The 25119-nt window shown below is 48.3% G+C and carries 22 protein-coding genes; 19 read left to right on the forward strand and 3 right to left on the reverse strand.

The genetic code is table 11. The features are described 5' to 3' along the window. Positions 1 to 182 precede the first annotated feature (182 nt). The 11 genes from dnaN (at position 183) to D888_RS0119445 (ending at position 14310) form a co-directional block, all read left to right on the forward strand. On the forward strand, positions 183 to 1286 hold the full coding sequence (gene dnaN, locus D888_RS0119395) for a DNA polymerase III subunit beta (RefSeq protein WP_020678236.1): 1104 nt from the start codon (positions 183 to 185) through the stop codon (positions 1284 to 1286). After that, positions 1287 to 2345, forward strand: a complete 1059-nt coding sequence (recF, locus tag D888_RS0119400) for a DNA replication/repair protein RecF (RefSeq protein WP_020678237.1) — start codon at positions 1287 to 1289, stop codon at positions 2343 to 2345. A gap of 13 nt (positions 2346 to 2358) precedes the next feature. Continuing rightward, positions 2359 to 4731 carry a DNA topoisomerase (ATP-hydrolyzing) subunit B gene (gyrB, locus tag D888_RS0119405; RefSeq protein WP_020678238.1) on the forward strand — a complete coding sequence of 791 codons (2373 nt, stop codon included), beginning with the start codon at positions 2359 to 2361 and terminating at the stop codon, positions 4729 to 4731. 97 nt (positions 4732 to 4828) lie between these two features. Beyond that, positions 4829 to 7327: a DNA gyrase subunit A gene (gene gyrA, locus D888_RS0119410; RefSeq protein WP_020678239.1), complete on the forward strand. Its 2499-nt coding sequence runs from the start codon at positions 4829 to 4831 to the stop codon at positions 7325 to 7327. Beyond that, a complete protein-coding gene (locus tag D888_RS0119415; protein ID WP_083928928.1) occupies positions 7266 to 8132 on the forward strand; it encodes a tetratricopeptide repeat protein in 867 nt (288 codons plus the stop codon). Before gyrA ends, D888_RS0119415 begins: the two co-directional genes overlap by 62 nt. After that, on the forward strand, positions 8132 to 9151 hold the full coding sequence (locus D888_RS0119420) for an NAD(P)H-dependent glycerol-3-phosphate dehydrogenase (protein WP_020678241.1): 1020 nt from the start codon (positions 8132 to 8134) through the stop codon (positions 9149 to 9151). Before D888_RS0119415 ends, D888_RS0119420 begins: the two co-directional genes overlap by 1 nt. 21 nt (positions 9152 to 9172) lie before the next feature. Beyond that, positions 9173 to 9739 (forward strand): peptidylprolyl isomerase A, encoded by a 567-nt coding sequence (locus D888_RS0119425; protein WP_020678242.1) that lies wholly within the window; start codon positions 9173 to 9175, stop codon positions 9737 to 9739. Positions 9740 to 9858: 119 nt separating this feature from the next. Then, positions 9859 to 10560, forward strand: a complete 702-nt coding sequence (locus D888_RS0119430; RefSeq protein WP_020678243.1) for an endonuclease/exonuclease/phosphatase family protein — start codon at positions 9859 to 9861, stop codon at positions 10558 to 10560. 82 nt (positions 10561 to 10642) lie between these two features. Next, the gene (nth, locus tag D888_RS0119435; RefSeq protein WP_020678244.1) at positions 10643 to 11284 is read left to right on the forward strand and encodes an endonuclease III; all 642 of its coding nucleotides are present in this window, start codon (positions 10643 to 10645) and stop codon (positions 11282 to 11284) included. 183 nt (positions 11285 to 11467) lie between these two features. Further along, positions 11468 to 14101: an aconitate hydratase AcnA gene (gene acnA / locus D888_RS0119440; protein ID WP_020678245.1), complete on the forward strand. Its 2634-nt coding sequence runs from the start codon at positions 11468 to 11470 to the stop codon at positions 14099 to 14101. Positions 14102 to 14130: 29 nt separating this feature from the next. Continuing rightward, complete coding sequence (locus tag D888_RS0119445; RefSeq protein ID WP_020678246.1) at positions 14131 to 14310, forward strand: Rho termination factor N-terminal domain-containing protein; 180 nt, start codon at positions 14131 to 14133, stop codon at positions 14308 to 14310. A 3-nt stretch (positions 14311 to 14313) separates the two neighbouring features. On the opposite strand, the gene tsaA is transcribed toward D888_RS0119445, so the two are convergent. Continuing rightward, a complete protein-coding gene (tsaA, locus tag D888_RS0119450; RefSeq protein ID WP_020678247.1) occupies positions 14314 to 15015 on the reverse strand; it encodes a tRNA (N6-threonylcarbamoyladenosine(37)-N6)-methyltransferase TrmO in 702 nt (233 codons plus the stop codon). Positions 15016 to 15028: 13 nt separating this feature from the next. Next, a complete protein-coding gene (locus tag D888_RS0119455; RefSeq protein ID WP_026362508.1) occupies positions 15029 to 15919 on the reverse strand; it encodes a DMT family transporter in 891 nt (296 codons plus the stop codon). Between the two features lie 557 nt (positions 15920 to 16476). Between D888_RS0119455 and D888_RS0119465 the strand changes: the two genes are divergently transcribed. After that, the gene (locus D888_RS0119465; protein WP_020678250.1) at positions 16477 to 16722 is read left to right on the forward strand and encodes a hypothetical protein; all 246 of its coding nucleotides are present in this window, start codon (positions 16477 to 16479) and stop codon (positions 16720 to 16722) included. 278 nt (positions 16723 to 17000) lie between these two features. Here D888_RS0119465 and D888_RS0119475 read toward each other — a convergent pair whose 3' ends face one another. Then, positions 17001 to 19415, reverse strand: a complete 2415-nt coding sequence (locus tag D888_RS0119475) for a penicillin-binding protein 1A (RefSeq protein ID WP_020678252.1) — start codon at positions 19413 to 19415, stop codon at positions 17001 to 17003. 165 nt (positions 19416 to 19580) lie between these two features. On the opposite strand from D888_RS0119475, the gene queC reads away from it, so the two are divergent. The 7 genes from queC to tolB all read left to right on the forward strand — a co-directional run bounded on the left by queC (position 19581) and on the right by tolB (position 25088). Beyond that, positions 19581 to 20252, forward strand: a complete 672-nt coding sequence (gene queC, locus D888_RS0119480; protein ID WP_020678253.1) for a 7-cyano-7-deazaguanine synthase QueC — start codon at positions 19581 to 19583, stop codon at positions 20250 to 20252. An 11-nt stretch (positions 20253 to 20263) separates the two neighbouring features. Continuing rightward, positions 20264 to 21058, forward strand: a complete 795-nt coding sequence (gene folE2 / locus D888_RS0119485) for a GTP cyclohydrolase FolE2 (protein ID WP_020678254.1) — start codon at positions 20264 to 20266, stop codon at positions 21056 to 21058. Between the two features lie 4 nt (positions 21059 to 21062). Beyond that, positions 21063 to 21779, forward strand: coding sequence for a TIGR04282 family arsenosugar biosynthesis glycosyltransferase (locus D888_RS22575; RefSeq protein ID WP_169513303.1), 717 nt, complete (start codon positions 21063 to 21065; stop codon positions 21777 to 21779). A gap of 98 nt (positions 21780 to 21877) precedes the next feature. Beyond that, positions 21878 to 22546 (forward strand): protein TolQ, encoded by a 669-nt coding sequence (gene tolQ / locus D888_RS0119495; protein WP_020678256.1) that lies wholly within the window; start codon positions 21878 to 21880, stop codon positions 22544 to 22546. A 3-nt stretch (positions 22547 to 22549) separates the two neighbouring features. Further along, positions 22550 to 22972: a protein TolR gene (tolR, locus tag D888_RS0119500; RefSeq protein WP_026362509.1), complete on the forward strand. Its 423-nt coding sequence runs from the start codon at positions 22550 to 22552 to the stop codon at positions 22970 to 22972. Between the two features lie 8 nt (positions 22973 to 22980). Next, positions 22981 to 23796: a TonB C-terminal domain-containing protein gene (locus tag D888_RS0119505; RefSeq protein WP_020678258.1), complete on the forward strand. Its 816-nt coding sequence runs from the start codon at positions 22981 to 22983 to the stop codon at positions 23794 to 23796. Next, positions 23793 to 25088, forward strand: a complete 1296-nt coding sequence (gene tolB / locus D888_RS0119510; protein ID WP_020678259.1) for a Tol-Pal system beta propeller repeat protein TolB — start codon at positions 23793 to 23795, stop codon at positions 25086 to 25088. Before D888_RS0119505 ends, tolB begins: the two co-directional genes overlap by 4 nt. The last annotated feature ends 31 nt before the right edge of the window (positions 25089 to 25119 follow it).

The following is a 25119-nucleotide window of genomic DNA, read 5'->3' on the forward strand; positions in this document are numbered from 1 at the left end:
ATTATTCAGCAACCCACAAAATTAAGTTTTTTATAAACAAGAAGATTATTGCTAGTTTTTAAAATAAATGTCGATATTTTAGTTATTTACAATATTTATCAACAATTAACAGCCCCTACTGTTATTACTAGTTTTAAAAACATAAAGATAATATAAATAGCGCATGTTCACAGGAGGAATGAATGGAGTTTAAAATTGAAAAAGAAATTTTTTTAAAAGCATTAGGCCAGATACAAGGAATAATAGAAAAAAAACACACCATCCCAATATTAGCTAATGTACATATTAATGCTAAAAATAATGAACTAACATTAACAGCAACTGATCTTGAAATAGGGGTACGTTCTAAATTTTCAACTCAAATTATAGAAGATGGTAAAATAACAGTTTCTGCAAAAAAATTGTTTGAAATAATAAGAGAACTTCCTGACAAAGAAATAAATTTTAAATCAAAAGATAATTGTTGGATTGAAATAAAATGTGATAAATCTATTTTTAACCTTGTCGGCTTATCCTCTGATGAATATCCAAAATTTCCTGAATTTAAATCAGATAATTTATTAAATATAAGTTCATTTAAAATAAATGAAATGATTGATAAAACTATTTTTTCAATTTCTAATGATGAAACTAAATATAATCTAAATGGAATTTTTTTAAAATATGAAGATGAAAAATTATCGATGATATCAACAGATGGACATAGGTTATCTTACAGTTTTACAGATATAGAAGAAAAATTTATATTATTTGATAAGGGTATTATTTTACCTAAAAAAGGAATTTTTGAATTAAGAAAAATAATAAATAAAGAAAACAATAATTTAGAAATAAGTATAGTTGATAATAATTTTATAATAATAGATGAAAATACTATTCTAATTATGAGACTAGTCGATGGGGATTTTCCAGATTACAAAAGGGTAATACCTGAAAAATGTGAAAATACTTCAATAATAAATAAAAATGAATTTTTTCATGCTTTAAAAAGAATATCGGTCCTTTCAAGTGAAAAAACGAAAGGTATTAAAATTAATTTTACTAATAATAAAGCAATTTTAACATCTTCAAATCCGGATCTGGGTGACGCTAGTGAAGAAATTGATATTTCCTATAAAGGTAAAGATATTTCAATAGGATTTAATTCAAAGTATATTTTAGATATTTTACAAGCAATAGATGAAGAGTTTATAGAATTTCATTTAAAGGACAATCTATCACCAGGTATGATAGAACCAGAAAAAAACAAAAACTTCATTTCAGTAATTATGCCAATGCGTTTGTAAATGTATATAAATGATATAAAATTGGATAATTTTAGAAATATAAAAAATAACATTTTTTATCCATCTCCTAATATTAATTTATTATTTGGAAATAATGCAGCAGGAAAAACAAGTTTTATAGAAGCTATTTTTTCTTTGTCAAACTTAAAAAGTTTTAGAACATCTTATTTATTCGAAACGATAAATAAGACAAAAAATAAATCTTATATAGAGTGTAATTATACAAAAAACAATTGTATTGAAAATATTAAGATAGAAATAAACAAAAAAAACAAAATATTTTTTAAAAATGACAAGTCTGTAAAAATAGATGAATATTTATGTTCAATTTTTTCTATAGATTTTAAACCAGACGACATAAATATAATATCTGGACCACCTATAAAAAGAAGAGAATTAATTGATAAAGCAATTTTTTATACAGATAAAGAATATTTTAAAATATTAAAACAATATTTTAAAATAATTGAAAATAAGAATAAATTACTTAAAACAGAAAATTTAAAAAATTTAGAAGAGTGGAATATTTTAATATCTAAATATTCTTCAATTATAGATAAAAAAAGGTCAGATTATATTTATAGGTTAAATAAAATATTAATAAACCTACCATTCAAATTTAGAATTAATTATTTAGATTCAGAAAAAATTGAGAATAAAGAAAATTACTACTTAAAAAAAATAAATGAAAACATAGATAAAGAAATTAAATATAAATATTCAATAATAGGTTGTCATAAAAATAAAGTAAATTTTTTTTATGAGGATAATGATCTTAATATTTATGGTTCTCAAGGACAAAAAAGATCTTTTATTATTTTATTTAGAACAGCTCAAATAATAGATTTTGAATATATAAATAAATTTAAACCAATTTTACTTTTAGATGATATAGCAAGTGAACTAGATATTAATAATAAAAATATTTTATTTAATCTTATTGAAAATCATTCAGGTCAAACATTTATTACAACTACAGATAAAAATTTATTTTTATCAAAATCAAGAAAATTATCAAAATTTTATGTAAAAGATGGAACTATTTCTTCATTTTCTTGAACAAGGAGTTTAAATGAGTGGAAGTTATAAAGCGGACAGCATTAAAGTTTTAGAAGGACTATCTGCTGTTCGTAAAAGACCGGCTATGTATATAGGATCAACCAGTACCGCAGGTCTTCATCATTTAGTTTATGAAGTGGTAGACAATTCGATTGATGAAGCCCTGGCAGGTCATTGTGACAGTGTAAAGGTTACAATTCACGAAGATAATTCAGTAACGGTTGAGGATAACGGTCGTGGTATCCCCGTCGATTGGCACGCAGCCGAAAATAAAGCAGCCGCTGAAGTTGTTATGACTGTTTTACATGCAGGCGGTAAATTTGATAACGATTCTTATAAAGTATCAGGTGGATTGCATGGTGTTGGCGTTTCGGTCGTCAATGCTTTGTCAAAAAAACTGGAACTCGAAATAAGAAGAGATAATAAAATTTATCGACAGGATTATCGAATTGGCGTTCCCGTCATGCCATTAAAAGAAGAGGGTGATACTGTAAAGCGCGGCACGCGAATTACTTTTTGGCCTGATGATGACATTTTTGAAACGACTGAATTTTCTTTCGAGACTCTCTCCCAACGATTACGAGAACTTGCTTTCCTAAATGCCGGGGTCAGAATTATCATTCATGATGATCGTACTGAAAAGGTTAATGATTTTTTCTACGAAGGGGGAATCTGTTCATTTGTTGAATATTTAAATAGAGCCAAATCATCATTACATCCTGCACCTATATTCGTGCGAGGTACCAGGGAAGGTGTAGATATTGAGGTTGCTATTCAATACAACGATAGCTATGACGAGAAAATTTTTTCTTTCGCAAATAATATTAACACCCATGAAGGGGGCACTCATTTAAGCGGTTTTAAAGCTGCTTTAACCCGGACAATGAATTCCTACGCGACAGCTAATAATCTTCTTAAAAATGTTAAGGTCGCAATCTCTGGCGATGACTTGCGTGAAGGAATCGCTGCGGTAATTTCGGTCAAACTGTCTGAACCTCAATTTGAAGGTCAGACAAAAACGAAATTGGGAAATTCCGATGTAAAGGGATTTGTTGAGTCTCTGGTGAATGAAAAACTTGCAACCTATCTCGAAGAAAATCCGCAGATTGCGCGTAAAATTCTCGAAAAAGGCATTGATGCAGCCCGCGCCAGAGAGGCGGCGCGCAAGGCGCGTGATTTAACGAGACGCAAAGGGGCACTGGACGGTCTCTCCCTGCCCGGCAAGTTGGCGGATTGTCAGGAGAAGGATCCCGCGCTTTGTGAGATTTACCTGGTCGAGGGCGATTCGGCCGGAGGTAGCGCAAAACAAGGGCGAGAGCGTCGTTATCAGGCGATTCTTCCGCTTAAAGGGAAAATTCTCAATGTAGAGAAAGCCCGGTTTGATAAACTGCTGACATCCAATGAAATCAGAACCCTCATCACCGCCATGGGAACCAGTATTGGTAAAGATGATTTTGATGTTTCGAAATTGCGTTATCACCGGATCATTATCATGACCGACGCCGACGTCGACGGTTCGCACATTCGTACCCTGTTGTTGACTTTTTTCTTTCGGCAGATGCCGGAACTGGTTGAACGCGGTCACCTTTATATTGCGCAACCACCGTTATTTAAAGCCAAAAAAGGGAAACGCGAACTCTATCTTAAAGATGACGAAGCACTGCTTGAATACCTGCTGGATACAGGAGTTGATGGGGCTACGGTTGAACTTAGTAGCGGAAAGGTGACCCGCGGCAAGCAGATTATCCCCACCTTAAAAAATATAATTGAATTCAATAAAATTTTCGAAAAGGTATCAAACAGAGGGGTTCCGGTCGAGATTTTGAAAATTCTAGTGCGTGGGCATATACGCAACGGTTATGCCGATCATCAATCACTACAACCTCTCGCTGATAGTCTCTTTGCGATACAACCCGACATAAAATGCGAAGTTATGCAAGACCCCGATCGAATTTTGGTGACTCTTGGTAATTTGCATGCACGTATTGATCGTCAAATGGTTGAAATACTTTCGTCCCATGAGTACAAGCTGCTTTTGCAAGCATATAAACAGGTTGAAGAAATTTGCGATGGGGAACCAGTTACAATCAACTATGAAGAAAGAACTAATGTTCAGGTCCTCAGTCGTCAGGAACTGCTTGAGCATTTTCTGGCTCGTGCTAAAAAAGGGCAGTATATTCAGCGGTACAAAGGCCTTGGTGAAATGAACCCCGAGCAATTGTGGGAGACCACAATGGATCCGGAGAAGCGGATTCTACTGCAGGTAACGATTCAGGATGCAGTCAAAGCAGATGAAATATTTACGGTATTAATGGGGGATCAAGTCGAGCCGCGGCGCGAATTTATCGAACGCAATGCCTTGAATGTTGCCAATCTTGACGTTTAAAAAACGGGAAAATTGTCAAAGGAGAGGGGTTGAAGTGTTTAGCTCTCTTTCTCATTTTGACATTTTTCCTTTTTCCTTATTTTCCGGAGGAAAATAGATGCTTACCGAACAAAATAAAGTAACCGTAAATATAGAAGACGAAATGCGTAAATCGTATATGGATTATGCGATGAGCGTTATTGTCGGGCGCGCTCTGCCCGACATTCGTGACGGGCTCAAACCGGTACACCGGCGCATCCTTTTCGCGATGCACGATCTGAATAATGATTTCAATAAACCCTATAAAAAATCAGCGCGGGTTGTCGGCGACGTCATCGGTAAGTACCATCCACACGGTGACACCGCGGTTTACGACAGCATCGTACGGATGGCCCAAGATTTTTCGATGCGTCATCCGTTGGTGGATGGTCAGGGGAACTTCGGTTCGGTCGATGGTGATTCCGCTGCAGCCATGCGTTATACCGAAATTCGGATGGATAAACTTGCGCATGAATTGCTGGCCGACATCGATAAAGAGACCGTAGATTTCGGACCTAACTACGATGATTCTCTCGAAGAACCCCTGGTTTTACCGTGTAAGTTTCCCAATCTGCTGGTCAATGGTTCTGAAGGGATTGCGGTCGGCATGGCGACCAAAATTCCACCGCACAATCTGGGTGAGGTGATCGATGGTTTGCTCGCAATCATCGAGAATCCACGCATTGAGTTTGAAGAGTTGATAGGTCTTATACCAGGTCCCGATTTCCCGACGGCAGGCTTCATCAACGGCCGGGAAGGGATTCGTGAGGCTTATAGCACCGGGCGCGGTATTGTGCAGATGCGCGCGCGCGCGCTGGTTGAAGTCGATCGGCGTACCGGACGCGAAAAAATTATTGTCACCGAGATTCCCTACCAGGTTAATAAAGCGCGGCTGATAGAGAAGATCGCCGAACTGGTTAAAACTAAAAAAATTGAAGGTATTTCTGATCTGCGGGATGAATCGGACCGTGAAGGGATGCGGATCTGTATTGAACTGAAGAAGGATATGGTGCCAGGCGTCATCCTCAATCAGCTCTACAAGATGACAGCCATGCAGTCGTCCTTCGGTATTATCATGTTGGCGATCGTCAAGGGCCAGCCACGGATTCTTGCCCTGCGTGAAACCCTTGATTTCTTTATTGATCACCGCCGTGAAATTGTTACCCGCCGTTGCATTTATGAACTTAAAAAGGCCGAAGCCAGAGCCCATATCCTCGAAGGTTTGAAGATTGCGCTCGACAATCTTGATGAGGTTATCCAGCTCATCAAAACCTCGGCCAACCCCGCCGAAGCCAAAGAGAAACTGATCGCACGCTTCACCTTCAGTGATATTCAGGCGCAGGCGATTCTTGATATGCGTCTGCATCGTTTGACCGGCCTCGAGCGTGACAAGATTCTCAATGAGCTGAATGAAGTTATGGCTCAAATCACCCGCCTGAAAGAGATTCTTGCCAGCGAGATTGAAATTCTTAAGATCATTCACGATGAGCTGGTGACGATCAGGGCTCAGTTTGCCAATCCGCGCCGGACCGAAATTCTCGACCGAACCGCCGATCTGACCCTGGAGGATATGATCGTCGATGAGGATATGGTGGTGACGGTATCACACACTGGTTATATCAAGCGTAATGCTGTTTCGCTCTATCGTTCGCAACGTCGTGGCGGCAAAGGTCAGACCGGGATGCGACCCAAGGAAGAGGATTTTGTCGAGCATCTGTTCATCGCTTCGACCCACTCCTATATTCTGTTTTTTACCAGCCTTGGGCGGGCCTATTGGCTCAAGGTGCATGAAATTCCCCAAGGAGGTCGCGCTTCTCGAGGTAAGGCGATCATTAATCTGCTCCAGCTGGAGCAGAACGAATCGGTCACCAGCATATTGCCGGTCAAGGAGTTTATTGAAGACCGCTACATTGTCATGGCGACACGTAATGGCGTGGTCAAAAAGACGGAATTGATGGCCTATTCTCGCCCTCGTGTTGGCGGAATAATCGCCGTGAATATCGACGAAGGGGATTCGCTGATCTCGACCCGCCTTACCGACGGCAACATGGATATTCTACTGGCGACTCACTACGGAAAATCGATCCGCTTCCCCGAGACGGATGTCCGTGCTATCGGTCGCGTCGGTCGCGGTGTGCGTGGCATGACTCTCGTGAAGGGAGACCGGGTGATTGGACTGCAGGTCGTAAGTGATAATACAGCAGCTACCCTGGTGACCGTGACTGAAAACGGTTATGGTAAACGTACTGAAATTGATGAATATCGGGTTCAGAGCCGCGGTGGCAAAGGGGTTATTACCATCAAGACGACCGAGCGCAATGGACAGGTCGTCGACATCAAGATGGTTGATGAAGACTCTGATCTGATGTTTATCACCAACGGTGGCAAGGTTCTGAGAACTCGGGTCGGAAACCTTTCAATTATTGGCCGTAATACGCAGGGTGTGCGTCTGATGGTCCTAGAGGCAGGCGAACATATTGTGTCGGTAGCAAAGCTGGCGGAGAAAGAAGTAGAGCATGATGAGTCCACAGAAGCTGAAGAGGACTTTACAGAAGGATTTGAGGACGAGCAGGAGTAAAAAAAGTCGATCTATTCTGGTCGGTGGTCTGTTATTGATCGGTTTTATTGCCATCGGTTCATACCGCCTTTGGATTGAATATCGCCCTGCTGCTTTATTGCGGCAGGGCATTCGTCTTGAACAGCAGAATATTCCTAAAAAAGCACTGCAGCGTTATACTGAGCTTGTTATCGATTATCCTATGAGTGAATTAACGGCAGAGGCTCTATACCGTAGTGGTCGGATCCAGCAATTCGATTTGCGGGATGATCAGCGTGCGCTGATCGCTTATCTGCAACTGGAAAAAAATTACCCCAAGAGCCAGTTTCTCTCCCAGGCGCAGCACGCGGCTGCCGAGTTGACAAAATATCGGTTGGATGACTGTGGTCAGGCGATACCGATATACCAGCGTATGATAGAACAGAGCCATGAGAATGGTGACGCCAATCTTTACGAAATTGCCGACTGTTACGTGCAGCAAAAAAACTGGGCGCAGGCAGCTATTGAATTCGAATCACTGCTCACGAGTTACCCGCAGAGTGAATTAAGGGCAATCACCCAGTATCGCCTGGCAAATGCCTGGTTGCTCGGCAAGCAGCGGAAGAAGGCTCGGGAAGGCTTTGAGCGGGTCAGCAAAGAATTTGCGGAGCGCCCGATTGGCCAGGAAGCGAGTTTTCGCCTGGCCGAGATGCTTGAGGAGAAGGAACATCTAAAAGAGGCTTTACAGGCGTTCTCGGAATTAACCCGCTATCCACGGCAGGATCTTCTGAAGCAAAAAATTCAGCGGCTTAAACAACGCATGGCCCGCAAAAAGAAGGTACTTTGATGAATCAGACCAGAACCTGCAAATGTGCCGTTATCGGCGCAGGCAGCTGGGGAACAACCCTGGCTCAGCTGTTGGCGGACAAGGGGCATGAAACAACCCTTTGGGCCTATGAATCAGAACTTGTCTCACGAATGACAATCAGTCATGAAAATGAACTCTATCTCCCTGGTATCAAATTAGCGTCAGCTTTGAAATTTAGTTCAGACCTTGGTTTGGCTGTTGAGGGTGCTGATATGGTTCTGCTTGTCTGCCCCTCACAAGTGATGCGATCGGTATTGCTTGGGCTGGTGGATTATCTTAAACCAGGAACGCTCTTGGTTTCGGCAGCAAAAGGGATTGAAAATGGCAGTTTGAGGCTGATGTCTGAACTGATTAGTGAACTTCTCCCTGAGCGTTTACGAAAAAAGACTGGATTTCTCTCCGGGCCCTCATTTGCGCGTGAAGTGGCCCTCAAGATCCCGACTGCAGTTGTGGCTGCCGCGACACATATTGCAGTAGCCGAAGAGATTCAGGAGATTTTTTCCACCGATTATTTCCGGGTATACACCCATGATGATATCATCGGAGTTGAACTCGGCGGCGCGATGAAAAATGTTATTGCCCTTGCTGCCGGAGTTTCAGATGGTCTTGGCTTCGGGTTCAACTCAAGGGCTGCGCTGATTACGCGAGGACTGGCTGAGATGACCCGTTTGGGCATCGCCTTGGGTGGAGCAGCAGCCACATTTTCCGGTCTCAGTGGCATGGGGGATCTGGTCCTAACCTGTACAGGTGATCTTTCGCGTAACCGGACGGTGGGGATTGAGCTTGGTCGTGGGAAAAAGCTGAGTGAAATTATGGCGGGAATGCAGATGGTCGCCGAGGGAGTCAAAACGACGCTTTCGGCTTATCAGCTGGCGCAAAGAATGGGGGTTGATACCCCGATTATTGAACAGATGTACCTGATTCTTTATGAGAACAAGGATCCACGACAGGCCGTCACCGACTTGATGTTGCGTGATCTGCGCCCGGAAGCTCTCTGACATGTTTATAAGGAGGTAAGTGTGAAGAAAATAGTTCTGACCCTGATTCTGCTCGGAATTTTTTGTGCTCCCGCTGTCGCTGGCGAGCTGGTTGAAATGAAAACATCTGTTGGAAACATCAAGCTTGAGCTTGATCGCGATAAGGCTCCATTGAGTGTTGAAAATTTTCTGCAGTATGTCGACAACGGGTTTTATGATGGCACCGTCTTTCACCGCGTGATCGATAAATTTATGATTCAGGGTGGCGGTTTCGACCAGAACCTTAAGCATAAACCGACCGCAGCACCGATCAAGAATGAAGCGACTAATGGCTTAAAAAATTCCCGTGGCACAATTGCTATGGCACGGACCTCGGTGGTTGACAGTGGTACAAGCCAATTCTTTATCAATCTGATCGATAATGACTTCCTGAACAATAGTGGCACCAGCGCGCAAACTTATGGGTATGCTGTTTTTGGTAAGGTGGTTGAAGGGATGGATGTGGTTGATAAGATTGGCCATAGTCGGACCATACGAACGAATGCTCTGTTTCAAAACCTGCCAGAACCACTGGTTATTATTGAGTCGATCAAACGAATCGGAAAGTAATCGACAGTTAGTATATGCTCAAATGCAGGGCCAGCTTTTCGCCCTGCTTTTTTTTGTGTCATTGAGATTTCTTGCCGGGCCTTCTATAATCAACAGCCTAGTTTGAAGGTGGAGGAAAGATGTCAATCCTGCGGGTTATGACTTATGCGCTAAAGGGCACCACAGCACGAGATGTTGCGGTGTTGGCGCAGATGCTCAGGGCACAGCGACCTGAGTTGGTCTATCTGCAGTACCTGACAGCCGACCTTCTCCTGGTGCTGGCCAGGGAAACTGGATTACAGGCCTATGGTGACGGCGAAAATTGTGGTTTTCTTAGTCGACATCCCCTCACCGCTCTGCAGACCTTAAATCTGGGGGGCAACGGCTGTTGTTCCAGAGCTGACCTGACTCTGGTGGACAAACGGATTCATTTATTTAACATCCAACTCAATACAGATCCGGCACTTCGGAGGCAACAGATTGTCCGACTTTTCAGTGACGATCTGCTCGGGGCTCGTCTCCCCTGTGCCCTCCTGATTGCTGGCGATTTCAGCCTGCCAATCTGGGGTGGTGGACAGTGGTTATTGAGGCAACGGCTCAAGCCAGTGCCTTATCCTACCTGGGGGGCAAATTATCCCGCGACCTTCCCGCTTTGGCCACGTGATCGTTTTTATCTGCGTGGCCCGATTCGCGCCTTGGCTGGGCAGGTCGTTTCCGCTCAGGAAATTCGTAGCATTTCAAACCATCTGCCAGTGATCGCAACCCTGGAATTGACTGATACGCGGGTATATCTGAAGGTGCCCGAGGTTGCCGAGCCGCGGATGAGGCCGGCAACAAGTTGAATGGTACCCCCTGTGGATAAACCTGTGAAAAGAGAGAATAACTCTCAATTACAGCACTTTTCTTCTTTGTGGGAAAAATAACATGCCAACCACCCGCGAAGCCGAATCTCTGCTCAATAGGCTTGAGCAAATCTATCCTGACGCTAGCTGTGCTCTAGTTTATTCCTCCGCCTGGCAACTGCTGGTCGCAACAATTCTCTCGGCCCAGTGTACTGATAAGCGTGTCAACCTGGTGACTGAGGACCTTTTCAGGCAGCTGCCTACTCCTGCATCACTCGCGGCAGCAGAGGTAGCTGAAGTTGAAGAATTAGTTCACTCTGCTGGTTTCTATCACAGTAAAGCCAGGCATCTCCAGGGGTGTGCACAGGCAATACTTGATCGTCATGCTGGCGAGGTTCCGAATCAGCTGTGTGAACTGGTTAAATTACCGGGTGTTGGACGCAAGACCGCCAATGTGGTGTTGGGCAATATTTTTAACGTTCCGGGTATGGTGGTTGATACTCATGTCAGGCGTTTAAGCCGAAGGTTTGGCTGGACTGGAAAAAGCGAGCCAGTGCAGATTGAAAAGGATCTGTGTCTGCTGTTGCCAGCGAGCCGTTGGACCCAATGCGGCCACACCCTGATTGAGCACGGCCGCGTCTGCTGCAAGGCCCCAGTCCCTTATTGTAGCCAGTGTCCGGTTATCGACCTCTGCCCACGGATAGGCGTCGGTAAAAGTCACTGAAGCAAAGTCAACTTTAGTAGATTCTTTCTCCCCCACCTTGATGATGACTCCCGGTACTTTTCTTTTACGTGTTCAGGCGTGAAAGAAATAAAAAAATATAAAGATATCAGGTCCTCCCCTTTGCGTTGAAGGCGCGAGGCGGTAAACTGGGGGGAAACCAAACTTTATTGCCAAGGGGAAATTATGCGTCCAAAACCAAATTCATGTCACAAAACATTGAAGGTTAAAAATCAAACCTACAGCTATTGCAGCTTAAGCGCTCTGGCTCAAGAGCAGGGCGTTGATTTAACGCGTCTGCCGAAAACCATTCGGATTCTGGTTGAGAATCTGCTGCGTAATCTGGATGGCAGTACGAGTGGATACCAGCAGTTAGAGGATGTTCTTAACTGGCGGGTCGGCGCTGAGATCGCATACCGCCCTGCGCGGGTGCTGATGCAGGATTTTACCGGCGTACCCGCCATTGTGGATCTGGCAGCAATGCGTGACGCGGTTGTGGCTGCGGGTGGTAATCCGGCGCAGATCAATCCGCAGATTCCGGTTGATCTGGTGATCGACCATTCGGTTATGGTTGATCAATATGGCAGTGGAAATGCTTATCGTGCCAATGTCGAAATCGAGATGGAGCGTAACCGCGAACGCTATGCTTTTTTGCGTTGGGGTCAAAAATCTTTCGATAATTTCAGGGTTGTACCACCTGGGACCGGTATCTGCCATCAGGTCAATCTTGAATATCTGGCGCAGGCGGTGTGGACACGGCAGCAGGATGGTAAAATTCTTGCCTATCCTGATACCCTGGTTGGCACCGACAGCCACACCACCATGATCAATGGTCTGGGGGTTCTTGGATGGGGCGTTGGGGGTATTGAAGCCGAGGCGGCGATGCTTGGGCAGCCGATCTCGATGCTCATCCCTGAAGTGGTTGGTTTCCGCCTCGATGGTAGCCTGCGTGAAGGCATTACCGCCACCGATCTGGTCTTGACGGTTACTCAGCAGTTGCGTTCCCACGGCGTGGTCGGAAAATTCGTGGAGTTCTTCGGTCCTGGTCTGGACCAACTGCCCCTGGCCGATCGGGCAACCATTGCCAACATGGCCCCTGAGTACGGTGCGACCTGCGGTTTCTTCCCGATTGATCGCATCACCCTCGACTATCTTCAATTGACGGGTCGCGATGCGCAGCAGATTGCACTGGTCGAAAGTTATTGTCGTGAACAGGGACTCTGGCGGGAGTCAGGCGAAGCGGATCCAGAATTTACGACCCTGCTGACACTTGATCTGGGTGCAATTGTTCCGAGTTTAGCTGGACCCAAGCGGCCCCAGGACAGGGTTGCCTTGCCAGATCTGAAGCGGACGTTCGATAAGTTTGTGCCTGAGGATAAGCTTGATCAGCAGGTAAAGGTCGGTGAGTTCACCATGAGCAGTGGCGACGTGGTGATTGCCGCGATTACCAGTTGCACCAATACCTCCAACCCGGCAGTCATGATGGCGGCAGGTCTGGTTGCGCAGAAGGCTCAGGCTCTTGGATTGACGAGTAAGCCCTGGGTCAAGACGTCACTCGCACCGGGCTCGAAAGTGGTGACCGATTATCTGGCCGCCGCCGGCCTGCAGTCTGCGCTGGATGCACTCGGCTTTCAGGTTGTCGGTTACGGTTGTACCACCTGCATCGGTAATTCGGGACCGCTCAAAGGGCCGATCGCCGATGCCATCAGTGAAAATGATCTTTGGGTTTCTTCTGTCCTGTCGGGAAACCGTAACTTCGAAGGACGAATTCATCAACAGGTCAAAGCCAACTGGCTGGCCTCACCTCCACTGGTCGTCGCCTACGCCCTGGCGGGCACTACCCGGATCGATCTGAGCAGTGAACCACTCGGAATCGGTAGCAACGGAAAGCCTGTCTTTCTCAAGGATATCTGGCCGAGTAATGCCGAGGTGGCGGAAAAGGTTCAGTTGGTCGCGGCCGAAATGTTTCATCATGAGTATGCGGAAGTCTTCGAGGGGGATGATCAGTGGCGCGAATTGCCGGTGCCCGAGGGTCAAACCTATGCCTGGGATGAAAAATCAACTTACATCCGCCAGCCCTCCTTTTTCAGAGTTCCGGATCAGTTGACAGATTTCAGCGGGTTTAAAAATGCTCGCATTCTGGCGTTGTTGGGTGATTCGATCACTACCGATCACATCTCCCCTGCCGGAGCAATTAAGGGCGACAGTCCTGCTGGGCTCTATCTGCAGGAGCATGGCATTGCTGAGAACGATTTTAATTCATACGGTTCACGACGTGGTAATCATGAGGTGATGATGCGCGGAACTTTCGCCAACATCCGTCTGCGCAATAAAATGGTCCCTGATCTTGAAGGAGGTTTCACCCATCATCTTCCCGATGGCAAACCGATGTCGATTTTTGATGCTGCGATGAAATATGCAGAAGTGGAGCAGCCCCTGGTAGTGATTGCGGGGCGAGAATATGGTACTGGATCGAGTCGTGACTGGGCCGCCAAGGGGACACTGCTTCTTGGCGTCAAAGCAGTCATAGCCGAAAGTTATGAACGAATCCATCGCTCCAACCTGGTCGGTATGGGAATCCTGCCGCTGCAGTTTGTTGAAGGCGCCAACGCCGAAACCCTGGGGCTGAACGGTGAAGAGTTGATCAGTCTCCCCTTCAGTGGAGAACTGAAGGCGAAGATGCATCTGCCGCTGGTGATCCAACGACCGGGGGGAGGGAAAATTCAGATTGAACTTCTCTGCCGTATCGATACCGAGGACGAGGTTGCCTACTATCGAAGCGGCGGTATACTCAATTATGTGCTCGGACGGTTAGTTTGACCTGCGTGGAAATCTAAAGGAGTGATTTGATGAAACTTAATGAGATCAAGCAGTTGGCAAAGGATCGTGGGCTTGTTCCTGGACGGTTGCGCAAGGTTGAATTGATTCATTCTTTACAGAAGCAGGAAGGGAATCCGCAGTGCTACCAAAGCGGATTTGCTGCGGATTGTGGTCAGTCCCATTGTCTCTGGCGTTCAGACTGCATATAAATATCAGATCGGGGAGATGGCACTGACCAGTGCTGTCTCCCCGTCCATTTTCCAGTTCAAATTCAAATCATAGATTCTGACCCCGTAACTACGAGTGTCAATCCCCTTGCCGCGATACGCCGGACGTGGATCCTGAGCCAGCATTTCGATTATTGTCTTGCGGAGTTGAGGGTGGGTTGGTCGTAAACGTTGCAATTCGATTTCAGCTTCAGGGCTGAATTTGACGTTGATCAAAACCGGTTCCGTTTTGGCAAAAGCTCCTTTTGCGTCAGAGAGTGCATCTGAGTAAGGGAGATAGGGTTTGATATCGATGATCGGGGTACCATCAACCAGATCGGCTCCCCGCAGACGCAGGACCAGACCTGAATTTTTATGGAAAATTTCAATTAATTCGACGGCCGAGAGACCGATCGGGTTGGGCCGGAAAGGGGAGCGACTGGCAAAGACACCGACTCGTTTGTTACCTCCGAGGCGTGGAGGACGCACGGTCGGGTGCCAGTTACGGCCGAGATTCTGATGAAAGAGAAAGATCAGCCAGATATGGCTGAAATCTTCAAGCCCGTGAAAAAATTCTTCCTGGTTATAAGGGGATAATAGCTCCAACTCAGCTTCAACGCTGGGAGCTAATCCAGCTTGGCGTGGCACGGCAAACTTTTCTTTGTAGGGGGAGTGAATCACCCCAATCGGCTTGAGATTGATCTCCATCGACGTCTCTTTCTTAAGTATTTAATCTATGCCCACCCTGGCGGCTGATAAACACCCCGATAAAAACCAGCAGCACCGCCAACCATTGACCTTTGGTCAAATGTTCTGACAATACCAAAGAACCGAGCATAACACTGAAGACCGGGATCAGGTTGACAAAAGCTGCCGCTTGATTGGCAGGAATGCGGCTAACGCCGAAATTAAACAGGCCATAGGCACCAAAGGTAATAAAGGTCCCAAGGTAGATGATTGCTAAGCCGGGACCGAACTCCCAATGGGTCGGAAGACCAACATCGGGAGGTAAAAGAAAAAATGCAAAAAAAATGCAGCCAATCATGGCCTGGACTGCCGTCAAAAACAATGGTGAATAGCGCCCGCTCAGGTGTTTAAGACAAATGGTATAGCCGGCGGCGCAGACCATGGCCGCCAGTTCACACAAGTTGCCGAGCAGTGGCGCTGGTGAGTGCGTGGTTGCTACAGCGGCGAGGCTGAGAATTATTGCGCCGCAGATTGCGATAAAAAAGCCGACCAGCGTTAAATGGCTGATTTTTTCTTTAAGCAGTAGCCAGGCAGCCACCGCCACGAGTAGTGGCAACATGGCAGTGATCATCCCGGCTTGCGAGGCGCTGGTATTTTGTAGGGCCTCGGCTTCGAAAAGGAAATAGAGACAGGGTTCGAAAAGTGCCATCAGCAAGAGGTAGCGCAGATCCCTGAGATGCCATTTGATGCGAAAAAAACTGGGGACAAAGGGCAGAAAACAGAGACTGGCGACCAGCATGCGACCGAAGATGACCTGCATCGGGTGGTAACTGAGGAAGGCAATTTTTAGGGCCACAAAAGAGCTGGCCCAAAGCAGCATGGCCAAAATGAGACAAAGGGCTGCTGCGGTCGATTTTTGTTGCAAGAAATTGATCTCCTGTTTGGCGGGAGCAAACTGAAGGGACAATAGCTGTTTTTGCCCTCCGGAGCTATAAAAAAGGGATCGTAAACGTCTGTCGGTTCTATGGCGGCAAAGACCGCAGACTCAAAGGGGCTGCTGTTTGCCAGGAACTATATTTAGTAGCGACTGACAGCTGAAAAAATTTGGCACTATCGTTGCTGTCAGGCGAATGGCACTCATTGCAGCGGCTGGCATCGGATGTCTGGCAGGTTTTAAGTAATGGTGTTTTCTTCGTGGATTTTAAGGCTCCGGCGGAGAGAGCTGGAGGCTGGTCGGTTTCGCTGGGTAAGTCTTCGTTAGTGATGGGGATTATTCGCGCGGTAGGAGATTCAGACTCTCAGGTGGGTGCCAGGAAAGTGAATCTGGAGAGTAAAGACGGTCTGTGCGCTGAGGCCTGGAACAAGAACCATTTTTATCCCTTATGCCAGGGTAATTATTAAAAAACAATCACGTTTTATAGCGGAAATCACGGTCAATAAACCAGATACCAGAATGTCCTTCTTAAGAAAAGGCAAACGACGATGAATGAGCACAGGAAGTACTGCCAGCGTTTTGGCAAGATTGCGGTCGACAGAGGCTATCTGCTCGCAGAGCAGTTGCAGCAGGCTTTGCGCGAACAGGTCGATGATGATCTGGTGGAGCGCCCTCATCGAGTATTGGGTGCCATCTGTTTCGACCACGGTTGGATGAGCCCACGACAGATCGATGAGGTGTTGAATCTCATGTTTAAAATGAGCAGAACCGAACCGGAATTGATTACACAATAAGGAATAAGGGGTTAATTCGGCCGAGTGGAATATTTTACGACCGAGACTATTCTGTTTGAGAAGAAATTGGCGGTCAATCCCCTGGACACCGCAATCGTCAAGGCGATGATCGCTCTCTCCGGTTATCTGCGCGAGTAGCTAATTACCGACCGGGTGCAAAGTGGGGGCGCCGCTGAACAGTGATTATCAAATTCGGGCGATTTTCGTTTGCTGACCAGTTCACAGGCCATAACGTTCACCATAAAACAGCAGTAATTAGGTGAGCTTAAAGCACATTATCAGAAGGTATCTTCCTGGTCGAGTCTGAAAAAATCCCGCGCCTTGGGGGCCTCTTCATCACTGGCGCGCGCCGTCGGAGCTGTTCCGGGGGCAAAGGCTTCGATGCGCGCCTGGGGATCATTGTCGGGCAGGAGTTTGCCCGTCTTCTCATCAATTGGATAGAATTCGATGGCGTCCGGGACGCTGAAGTTCCGTGCCGGATACTGCTTAATCGCCTCCTGCATAAATGCTATCCAGGCTGGCGCCGCGGCTCGGGCTCCGGTCTCGCCACGGCCAAGGGGTTTCTCTTGGTCATATCCGACCCATGAGACGCAGGCCAGTTGCGGAATAAAACCAATAAACCAGGCGTCTTTCAGATCATTAGTGGTCCCGGTTTTACCCGCTACCGGGCGGCCTAACACTCTGGCTCGTCTACCCGTTCCTTCTTGAACAACACTCTCCATAAGATTGGTTATCAGATAGGCTGTTTCTTTACTGATGACACGACGTGGTGGTTTGCGGATCAGACGTTGATCCGGCTCCATACCGGAAGCAAAATCCGCAGGATCGATGGATTCGAGAATGCGACCATTGCGATCGACAATTTTATTGATATAGCTGGGGGAAACCCGGATACCGCCGTTGGCAAAAACAGTGTAGGCGTTAAGCATTTCAATCGGAGTGACGGCCGTTGAGCCGAGGGCCATGGTCAGATCGCGGGTAAGCGGTGTTTTGATCCCAAGTTTTTTGGCATAATTCGCAACATAACCGACTCCGATATCCTCAAGAATTTTGATGGTCACGACATTGCGCGAATGGGTCAGCGCTTGACGGAAGGAGGTCGGACCGTAAAATTTCTCTTCATAATTTTTTGGTTTCCAGGCGCTCATTTCTCCCTGCTTGTCTAACTCTTCAAAGATGAGCGGGGTATCCAGAATAACCGAGGCCGGGGTATAGCCCTTGTCGAGAGCAGCTGCGTAGATAATCGGTTTGATCGCAGAACCTGGAAGACGTTTCGCTTGAATGGCGCGGTTGAACTGGCTTTCACCGAAGTCATATCCCCCCACCATCGCCTTGATCTGGCCGGTTTCAGGAGTGCTCGCTATCAGCGCGCCCTGCGCCAATGGAGCTTGATCAAGGGCCAGGATCAGGGACCCATCCTTGGGCATCCCGGTAACCTCAACGTCAATCAGAGAGCCGAGCGGGATGTGGGAAGGTTGACCTGGTTCAGCGTTGCCGCTCGCTTCGACATCACGCGCAACGACTGAGATCGGGCTCGCCCAAGAGGGGTCTTTGATGTCGATAATTCCGTTATAGTTGCCGATACGGCAGAGGATCTTCTCCGTGTCACCACCTGTAACCAGGGCTTGCGTCAGGCTGCCGACTTTTAATGGCTCATCGGCTAGAGTTTTCTCCTGTTCACTTAGAAATGCGTCCTGATCAGCAGCGTCTATTTGGGCTTCGGGTCCGCGATAGCCCTGTCGTTTGTCGTGATTTCTCAGGTTTTGGCGGACGGCAATTTCGGCAGCCTGCTGCATCGCGATGTTGATGCTGGTATGGACTTGGAGTCCGCCGGTGTAGAGCATGTCGGTGCCGAAACGTTCTTCGATGTAGCGTCTGACCTGCTCGTTGAAATAGGCAGTTTCTTCCAGGTGGGTATTCAGACGGGGGCGAATCTCGACTTTTTCATGACGGGCCTGGTCGGCTTGAGCCGGGGTGATATAACCTTCTTCGGTCATGCGCAGCAGGACGTACTGCTGACGGGCGATGGCGCGTTTATAATGACGATAGGGGGAATAGCGGCTCGGGGCCTGGGGCAGCCCCGCGAGGATCGCACATTCGGCCAGACTGAGCTGTTCGACGCTTTTGTCAAAGTAGTTTTCTGCGGCGGCCTCAACTCCGTAGGCACGATGGCCCAGATAGATCTGATTGAGGTAGAGGTAGAGGATTTCCTTTTTGGAGAGTGCTTGCTCCATGCGCCATGCCAGGATTGCTTCTTTAAATTTGCGGGAGAAAGAGCGCTCTGATGTTAACAACAGCTGTTTGGCGACCTGCTGGGTGATGGTGCTCCCTCCCTGAGAGATTCCGCCGGCGGCGACATTTTTCAAGGCTGCACGCAGGATGGAGACCAGATCGATGCCGCTGTGCTTAAAAAAATTGGAATCTTCTGCGGCGACAAAGGCCTGGACCAGTTGCCAGGGGAGCTTGTCGATAGGAACTAAAATCCGCCGCTCGCGCGAATATTCGGCGATGATGGTGCCATCATCGCTGTAAATCCTGGTAATCAGCGGGGGACGGTAATCGGAGAGGGTTTCGACCCGGGGCAGGGAACTGGAGACGTAGAAGTAAGCGATCCCCAAACCTAAGATCCCGCTCAGGCCGAAGCCGAGAGAGGCGAGCAGAAGATATTTAAAAATCCGTTTTCGGCTTAACATCCTTCGAATCCATCAGAAAACAATCGGGAAAAAGTAATCTTGAAACAGGGACTTATAGCATGTGAACCCGAGTGGCGGCAACAGCTGAAGCGAACGGCTTCCCGCTTGACCCTGTATCGGTGGTGACCTATGCTTCAGCAATCTTCAATCAAGGAATGAATAAACATGAAAAAAGCAGTCATTCTCTACAGCGGAGGTCTCGATTCGACGACCTGTATGGCGATCGCGCGTGATGCAGGTTTTGAACCCTATGCCCTAAGTTTCGCCTACGGCCAACGACATGCTGTTGAGCTTGAGAAGGCCCGTGAATACGCACCACTGGTCGGCGCCAAAGAGCATATGGTGGTCAATATCGATCTGCGTCAGATGGGAGGCAGCGCTCTGACCAGCGCGATTGAGGTGCCGAAAGACGGGGCCGATGCGGCGCAAATTCCCATTACCTATGTGCCGGCGCGCAACACGATCTTTCTCTCTTTCGCTCTCGGTTGGGCCGAGGTGCTTGGTGCCCAGGATATCTACATCGGGGTCAATGCGGTTGATTATTCCGGTTACCCTGACTGTCGCCCCGAGTTCATTGCCGCTTTCCAGCAGATGGCCGATCTGGCGACCCGCGCAGGCGTTGAAGGGAATCCGTACCGGATTCACGCGCCGCTGATCGATCTGACCAAGGCTCAGATAATAGAGAAAGGTCTCCTTCTCGGGGTCGATTATCGTTATACCCACAGCTGTTACGATCCGGCAGCGGACGGTCGCGCCTGTGGTCATTGTGATTCCTGTCTGTTGCGGCTAAAAGGTTTTGCCGATGCCGGGACCAGCGACCCGGTCCCTTATCTGTAAAGAAGATGATCATGAAAAAGATGCCCGATATGCAGAAGAGCGCTGACCCGCGGCGCATTGCCATTGACAAGGTCGGGGTTAAGGATATCCGCTATCCGATCGTGGTGCTCGACCGAGCGCGCAAAAAGCAGCACACGGTAGCGCGGGTCAATATGTATGTCGATCTGCCGCATCATTTCAAGGGGACTCACATGAGTCGCTTCATCGAGGTTCTCAACCTTTATCATGGCGCGGTGAGTATCGAGAATATCGAGGAGATCCTGACGGCCATGAAAGAAAGGCTGGAAGCCAGTTGTGCCTATCTTGAACTGGAGTTCCCCTATTTCATCGAAAAGCAGGCCCCGGTCTCCAAGGCGCGCGGGCTGATGGAATATCAGTGTCGCATGACCGGGATTTTAGGCGATGAGTTTGATTTCGTGTTGGAAGTGAGCGTCCCTGTGACCTCTCTTTGCCCCTGCTCACGCGAGATCAGCGACCGGGGTGCGCACAATCAGCGTAGCCTGGTCAATGTCCAGGTGCGTTACACCGGGCATATCTGGCTTGAGGAACTGGTCGATCAGGTTGAGGCCTGCGCGAGTGCGCCGGTATATTCCCTGCTCAAGCGTGAAGATGAAAAAGCGGTGACCGAGCAGGCCTACGACAATCCGATGTTTGTCGAGGACATGGTGCGTGCGGTGACTGAACGACTCACGGCGATGCCGGATGTCACCTGGTTTAAGATCGAATGCGAGAATTTCGAGTCGATTCACAATCATTCTGCATATGCACAACTGGAGTATTATAAACGACCCAAGGCCTGTGGATAAACCTGTGGGAAGTGTGGATAACCCTGCAAAACCGATAAAAAATTCCGCGGTTGTCGGCATTTTTGCCAAGACGCCAGTGGCCGGGCAGGTGAAAACCCGTCTCTGTCCCCCCCTCCATCTTGAACAAGCTGCTGAACTTTATCGGGTGGCACTTGATGAGACGATCCGACGATTTGGCGGGCAATCTTTCGATCTGGTGATCTTCCATGCCGGCGGCGAAGATTACTTTTTGCACAATTATCCTGGTCAGAACCGACAACCCCAGCGGGGGGGCGATCTCGGCGCGCGCATGGCCCAGGCGCTAAACGGGTTGTTACGACAGGGCTATCAACAGGCGGTACTTATCGGCAGTGACAGCCCGGATCTGCCGCTGGCTTATGTTAAGCAGGCATTCAGCGCCTTGCAGACGGTTGAGGTGGTGATTGCCCCGGCCGCCGATGGGGGCTACGTTCTGATCGGCGAAAGCAAGCATCATCCCGCTTTATTTGATGCCATGCCCTGGAGCCAACCCGATCTTATGACACAGACCCGGCAGGTCCTGACAAAACAGCGGATTAGAGCGAAGTTTCTTCCAGGCTGGGAAGATGTGGATGATCTCGCGTCACTGGAAAGCTTGCTGCAGCGCTCCCCCCTGAGTCTGACCGCCGCCCACATCAGAGAGCATCTCGCAGTTTTCCTGACACCTCCATCGTCTTCTGAAGCGCCCGAATATCATGGTTAGAGAATGGTGCGAGGGTTGACTTGCCTGAAGGGCTGGTCGATAATTCCACACTGACCTGCCACTGTTTACCTTATTAAAGTCAACCAAAGGAGTCTAACTTGGAACTGGTACTTCATGCCGGACTGGTCGTTAAGCTGGTTCTGCTGATTCTGCTTTATTTCTCCCTCGTCTCCTGGGGAATCATTTTCTACAAATTTAAAACCATTCAGCAGGCGATTCATGAATCGGACCGTTTTCTCGATTTTTTCTGGGAGAAGAAGCGTTTTGATATCATCGGTAATGAGATCAAGGATTTTACCGGGACTCCACTGGCGATTCTGTTTCGTGAGGGCTACCATGAGCTGCTGCAGCTGAAAAAACAGGCGCGACCCGATGCGGCGCGCGAGCTTTCCGCTGACCTTGGAGGGCTTGGCAATGTCTCACGGGCGCTGCGGCGCGCAACCACTCAAGAGACTCAGCGACTCGAAAAATATCTGACATTTCTCGCTACCACCGGCTCCACGGCACCCTTTATCGGACTTTTCGGTACAGTATGGGGGATTATGGATGCCTTTCATGGTATCGGCTTAACCGGCAGTGCTTCGCTGGCCGTTGTTGCGCCAGGGATCTCGGAAGCCCTGGTTGCCACCGCCATCGGGTTGGCGGCAGCGATTCCTGCGGTCATGGGCTATAACCATTTTCTTAACAAGGTCAATGTTCTGGTCGGTGAGATGGATAACTTCAGTCAGGAATTCCTCAATATCGTCGAGCGGATGGAACGGAGCTAGATGATGGAGGTGGGACGCCCCGGCACCGGCCGACGCAGCAGTATGTCGCAGATCAACGTTACGCCCTTTGTCGATGTGATGCTGGTGCTGCTGATTATCTTCATGGTCACCGCTCCGATGCTCGATCAGGGGGTAACGGTCGATCTACCACAAGTCAAAGAGGCGCCCAACCTGCAGAGCAAGGTTGAACCGCTGGTGGTATCGGTCAATAAGGATGGCAGCCTGCTGATCGGGACGAGCCGGATCACCGAGATCAGCAAGTTGGCGCCAGTCATTTTGCAGGCCCTGAAAGGTAAAGAGGGGCGCGAGGTTTATCTCGAAGCGGACAAGGCTGTCCCCTATGGACGTGTGGTCGAGGTGATGGCTGCCGTGAAAAAGGCTGGCATCGAGCGTCTGGGGATGGTCACCCGCATGCCTGAGGAGTAGGCGCCGGGATGTCTGAACACTATCGTCACCGGCTGCATCAGTTGCAGAGCCTGCTCGAACCGGGCTTGCGGCGGATGTTGCTGATCTCCTTTCTTCTGCACCTGATTGTCCCGGTGATTCTCTCCGGCGTACTCAAGGTGACTCACAAAACGCCACAGCTGCCGGTTTACCGGGTCAACCTGGTCAATATGCCGGTTAAGAATCCACGTGCCGGCCGTCCCGATGCTGCGCCGAGTAAGCGGAAAGAAAAACCACGGGTCATAGACAAGGCTGAAGCGGTGAAGATCCCAGCCAGGACGGTGAAAAAGGTTCCGGTGAAAAAGGCAACGCCGACGCCAAAAGCTGCTCCGGTGGCCAAAGCCGTCAAGCCCGACACGGCGGCGGCGGATGCACTCCAGAAACGTCTGGCCGAGATGCAGGCCAAAGCCGAACGGCAGCAAACATTGGATAAACTGAAGGCCGTTCTTGCGGCACAGAAGGCCGCTCTTGAAAAACCGGACATTAAGGCTCCGGTCGGAGAGCCCGATGGCACCGGGAATGAAATCGGGGTTAAGGCTACTCGTTACGTCGAAAATTTTATCAAGGAACAATGGCGACTTTCCAAATATCAACTTCCCAATCTAGATCTGGAGGTTGAAGCTAAACTTTTTTATTCAAAGGCAGGCATGCTGGGCGTTTGGGAAATAGTGACGCCCTCGGGAAATGCTTTTTTTGATGAATCAGTGAAAAAAGCGATTTTACGCTCAAAAAATTTAGGGAGACCCCTACCCGCAGCCGATACTTTTGACATTGTTTTTAACCTTAAGGATCTTCAGACCCAATGAAAAAAATATTCAGTTTATTCTTGCTCTGTGTTTTGGTCCTTCCTTTGACTGCTCATGCCGTACGCATAGAAATCAGCGCGCCGGGCGAGCAGACGATTCCCCTGGCCCTGCCGTTGTTCCTGCCGCTGGCGGGACCTTCGGCGACGATCGCTAATGAAATTAATGAGGTTTTATCCGCTGATCTCGACCTTTCAGGTCTGTTTGAAATGGCGAATCGAGCGGCGTTTCTTTCCGATGCCGAAAAACTGGGATTGAACAGCAGTCAGGTTGATTTTGCCCAATGGCGACTTTTGGGGGTCGATGCGGTCGTCAAGGGGGGCTATCGTCTTGAAGGGGACAAGCTGGTGATCGAGGCGCGCTTGTATGATGTGGCCAGTCAGCGGCTCCTGACAGGCCGACGTTATGTCGGTGCCAAAGGCGACGCGAGGCGTATTGCCCACAGTTTTGCTGATCAGATCATGGAAGCGTTAACCGGCAAGAAAGGCCCCTTCTCCAGTCGACTGGCCTATATCTCAACCCGCAGCGGGCATAAGGAACTTTATCTGATGGAGGTTGACGGACATAATCCCGTGCGTCTGACCGACCATCGTTCCATCGTCCTTGATCCCGACTTTTCGCCGGTGCGTAAAGAGATTGTCTATACCTCCTACCGACAGGGGAACCCTGATCTGTATCGTAGGGAGATCTACACCGGCAGCGAGGCACGAATTTCTCACCGGCCCGGTTTGAATACCGGCGGGCGGTATCGGGCCGATGGCGGAGAACTCGCCGTGACCCTGTCAATGGGGAATAATTCGGATATTTATTTGCTCGGGACCGACGGCAGTATTCACAAACGTTTGACCACTCATTGGGGGATTGATGTCGCCCCGAGCTGGAGTCCTGACTCTGACAAGATCGCTTTTGTCTCTGATCGTCGGGGGAACCCGCACATTTTTATTGTTGATATCAACAGCCTCAAGGTTAGTCGGCTGACCTTTGAAGGCAAGTATAACGCCACCCCTGACTGGAGCCCGACCGGCGACTGGATCGTATTTTCACGGCGGACCGAGGGGCAGTTCGACCTCTTCATGATTCGACCCGATGGCACCGGGGAGCATCGTCTGACCTTTGGTGCAGGGACCAAAGAACATCCGCGTTTCAGTCCGGACGGCCGTTTTCTGGTTTATTCTCTAGATTTAAAGGGAGAAAAATCGATTCATATCATGCGCATTGACGGGACCGGTGATCGGCGTGTATCGGCTCCTGGAGGCAATGATACGCATCCTGCCTGGTCTGGCCTTTGGCAGTAGAGTTATTTCCTGAGCTAAAAACCCGATAAAG

Source organism: Geopsychrobacter electrodiphilus DSM 16401, assembly GCF_000384395.1.
In the GTDB taxonomy this organism is placed as follows: domain Bacteria; phylum Desulfobacterota; class Desulfuromonadia; order Desulfuromonadales; family Geopsychrobacteraceae; genus Geopsychrobacter; species Geopsychrobacter electrodiphilus.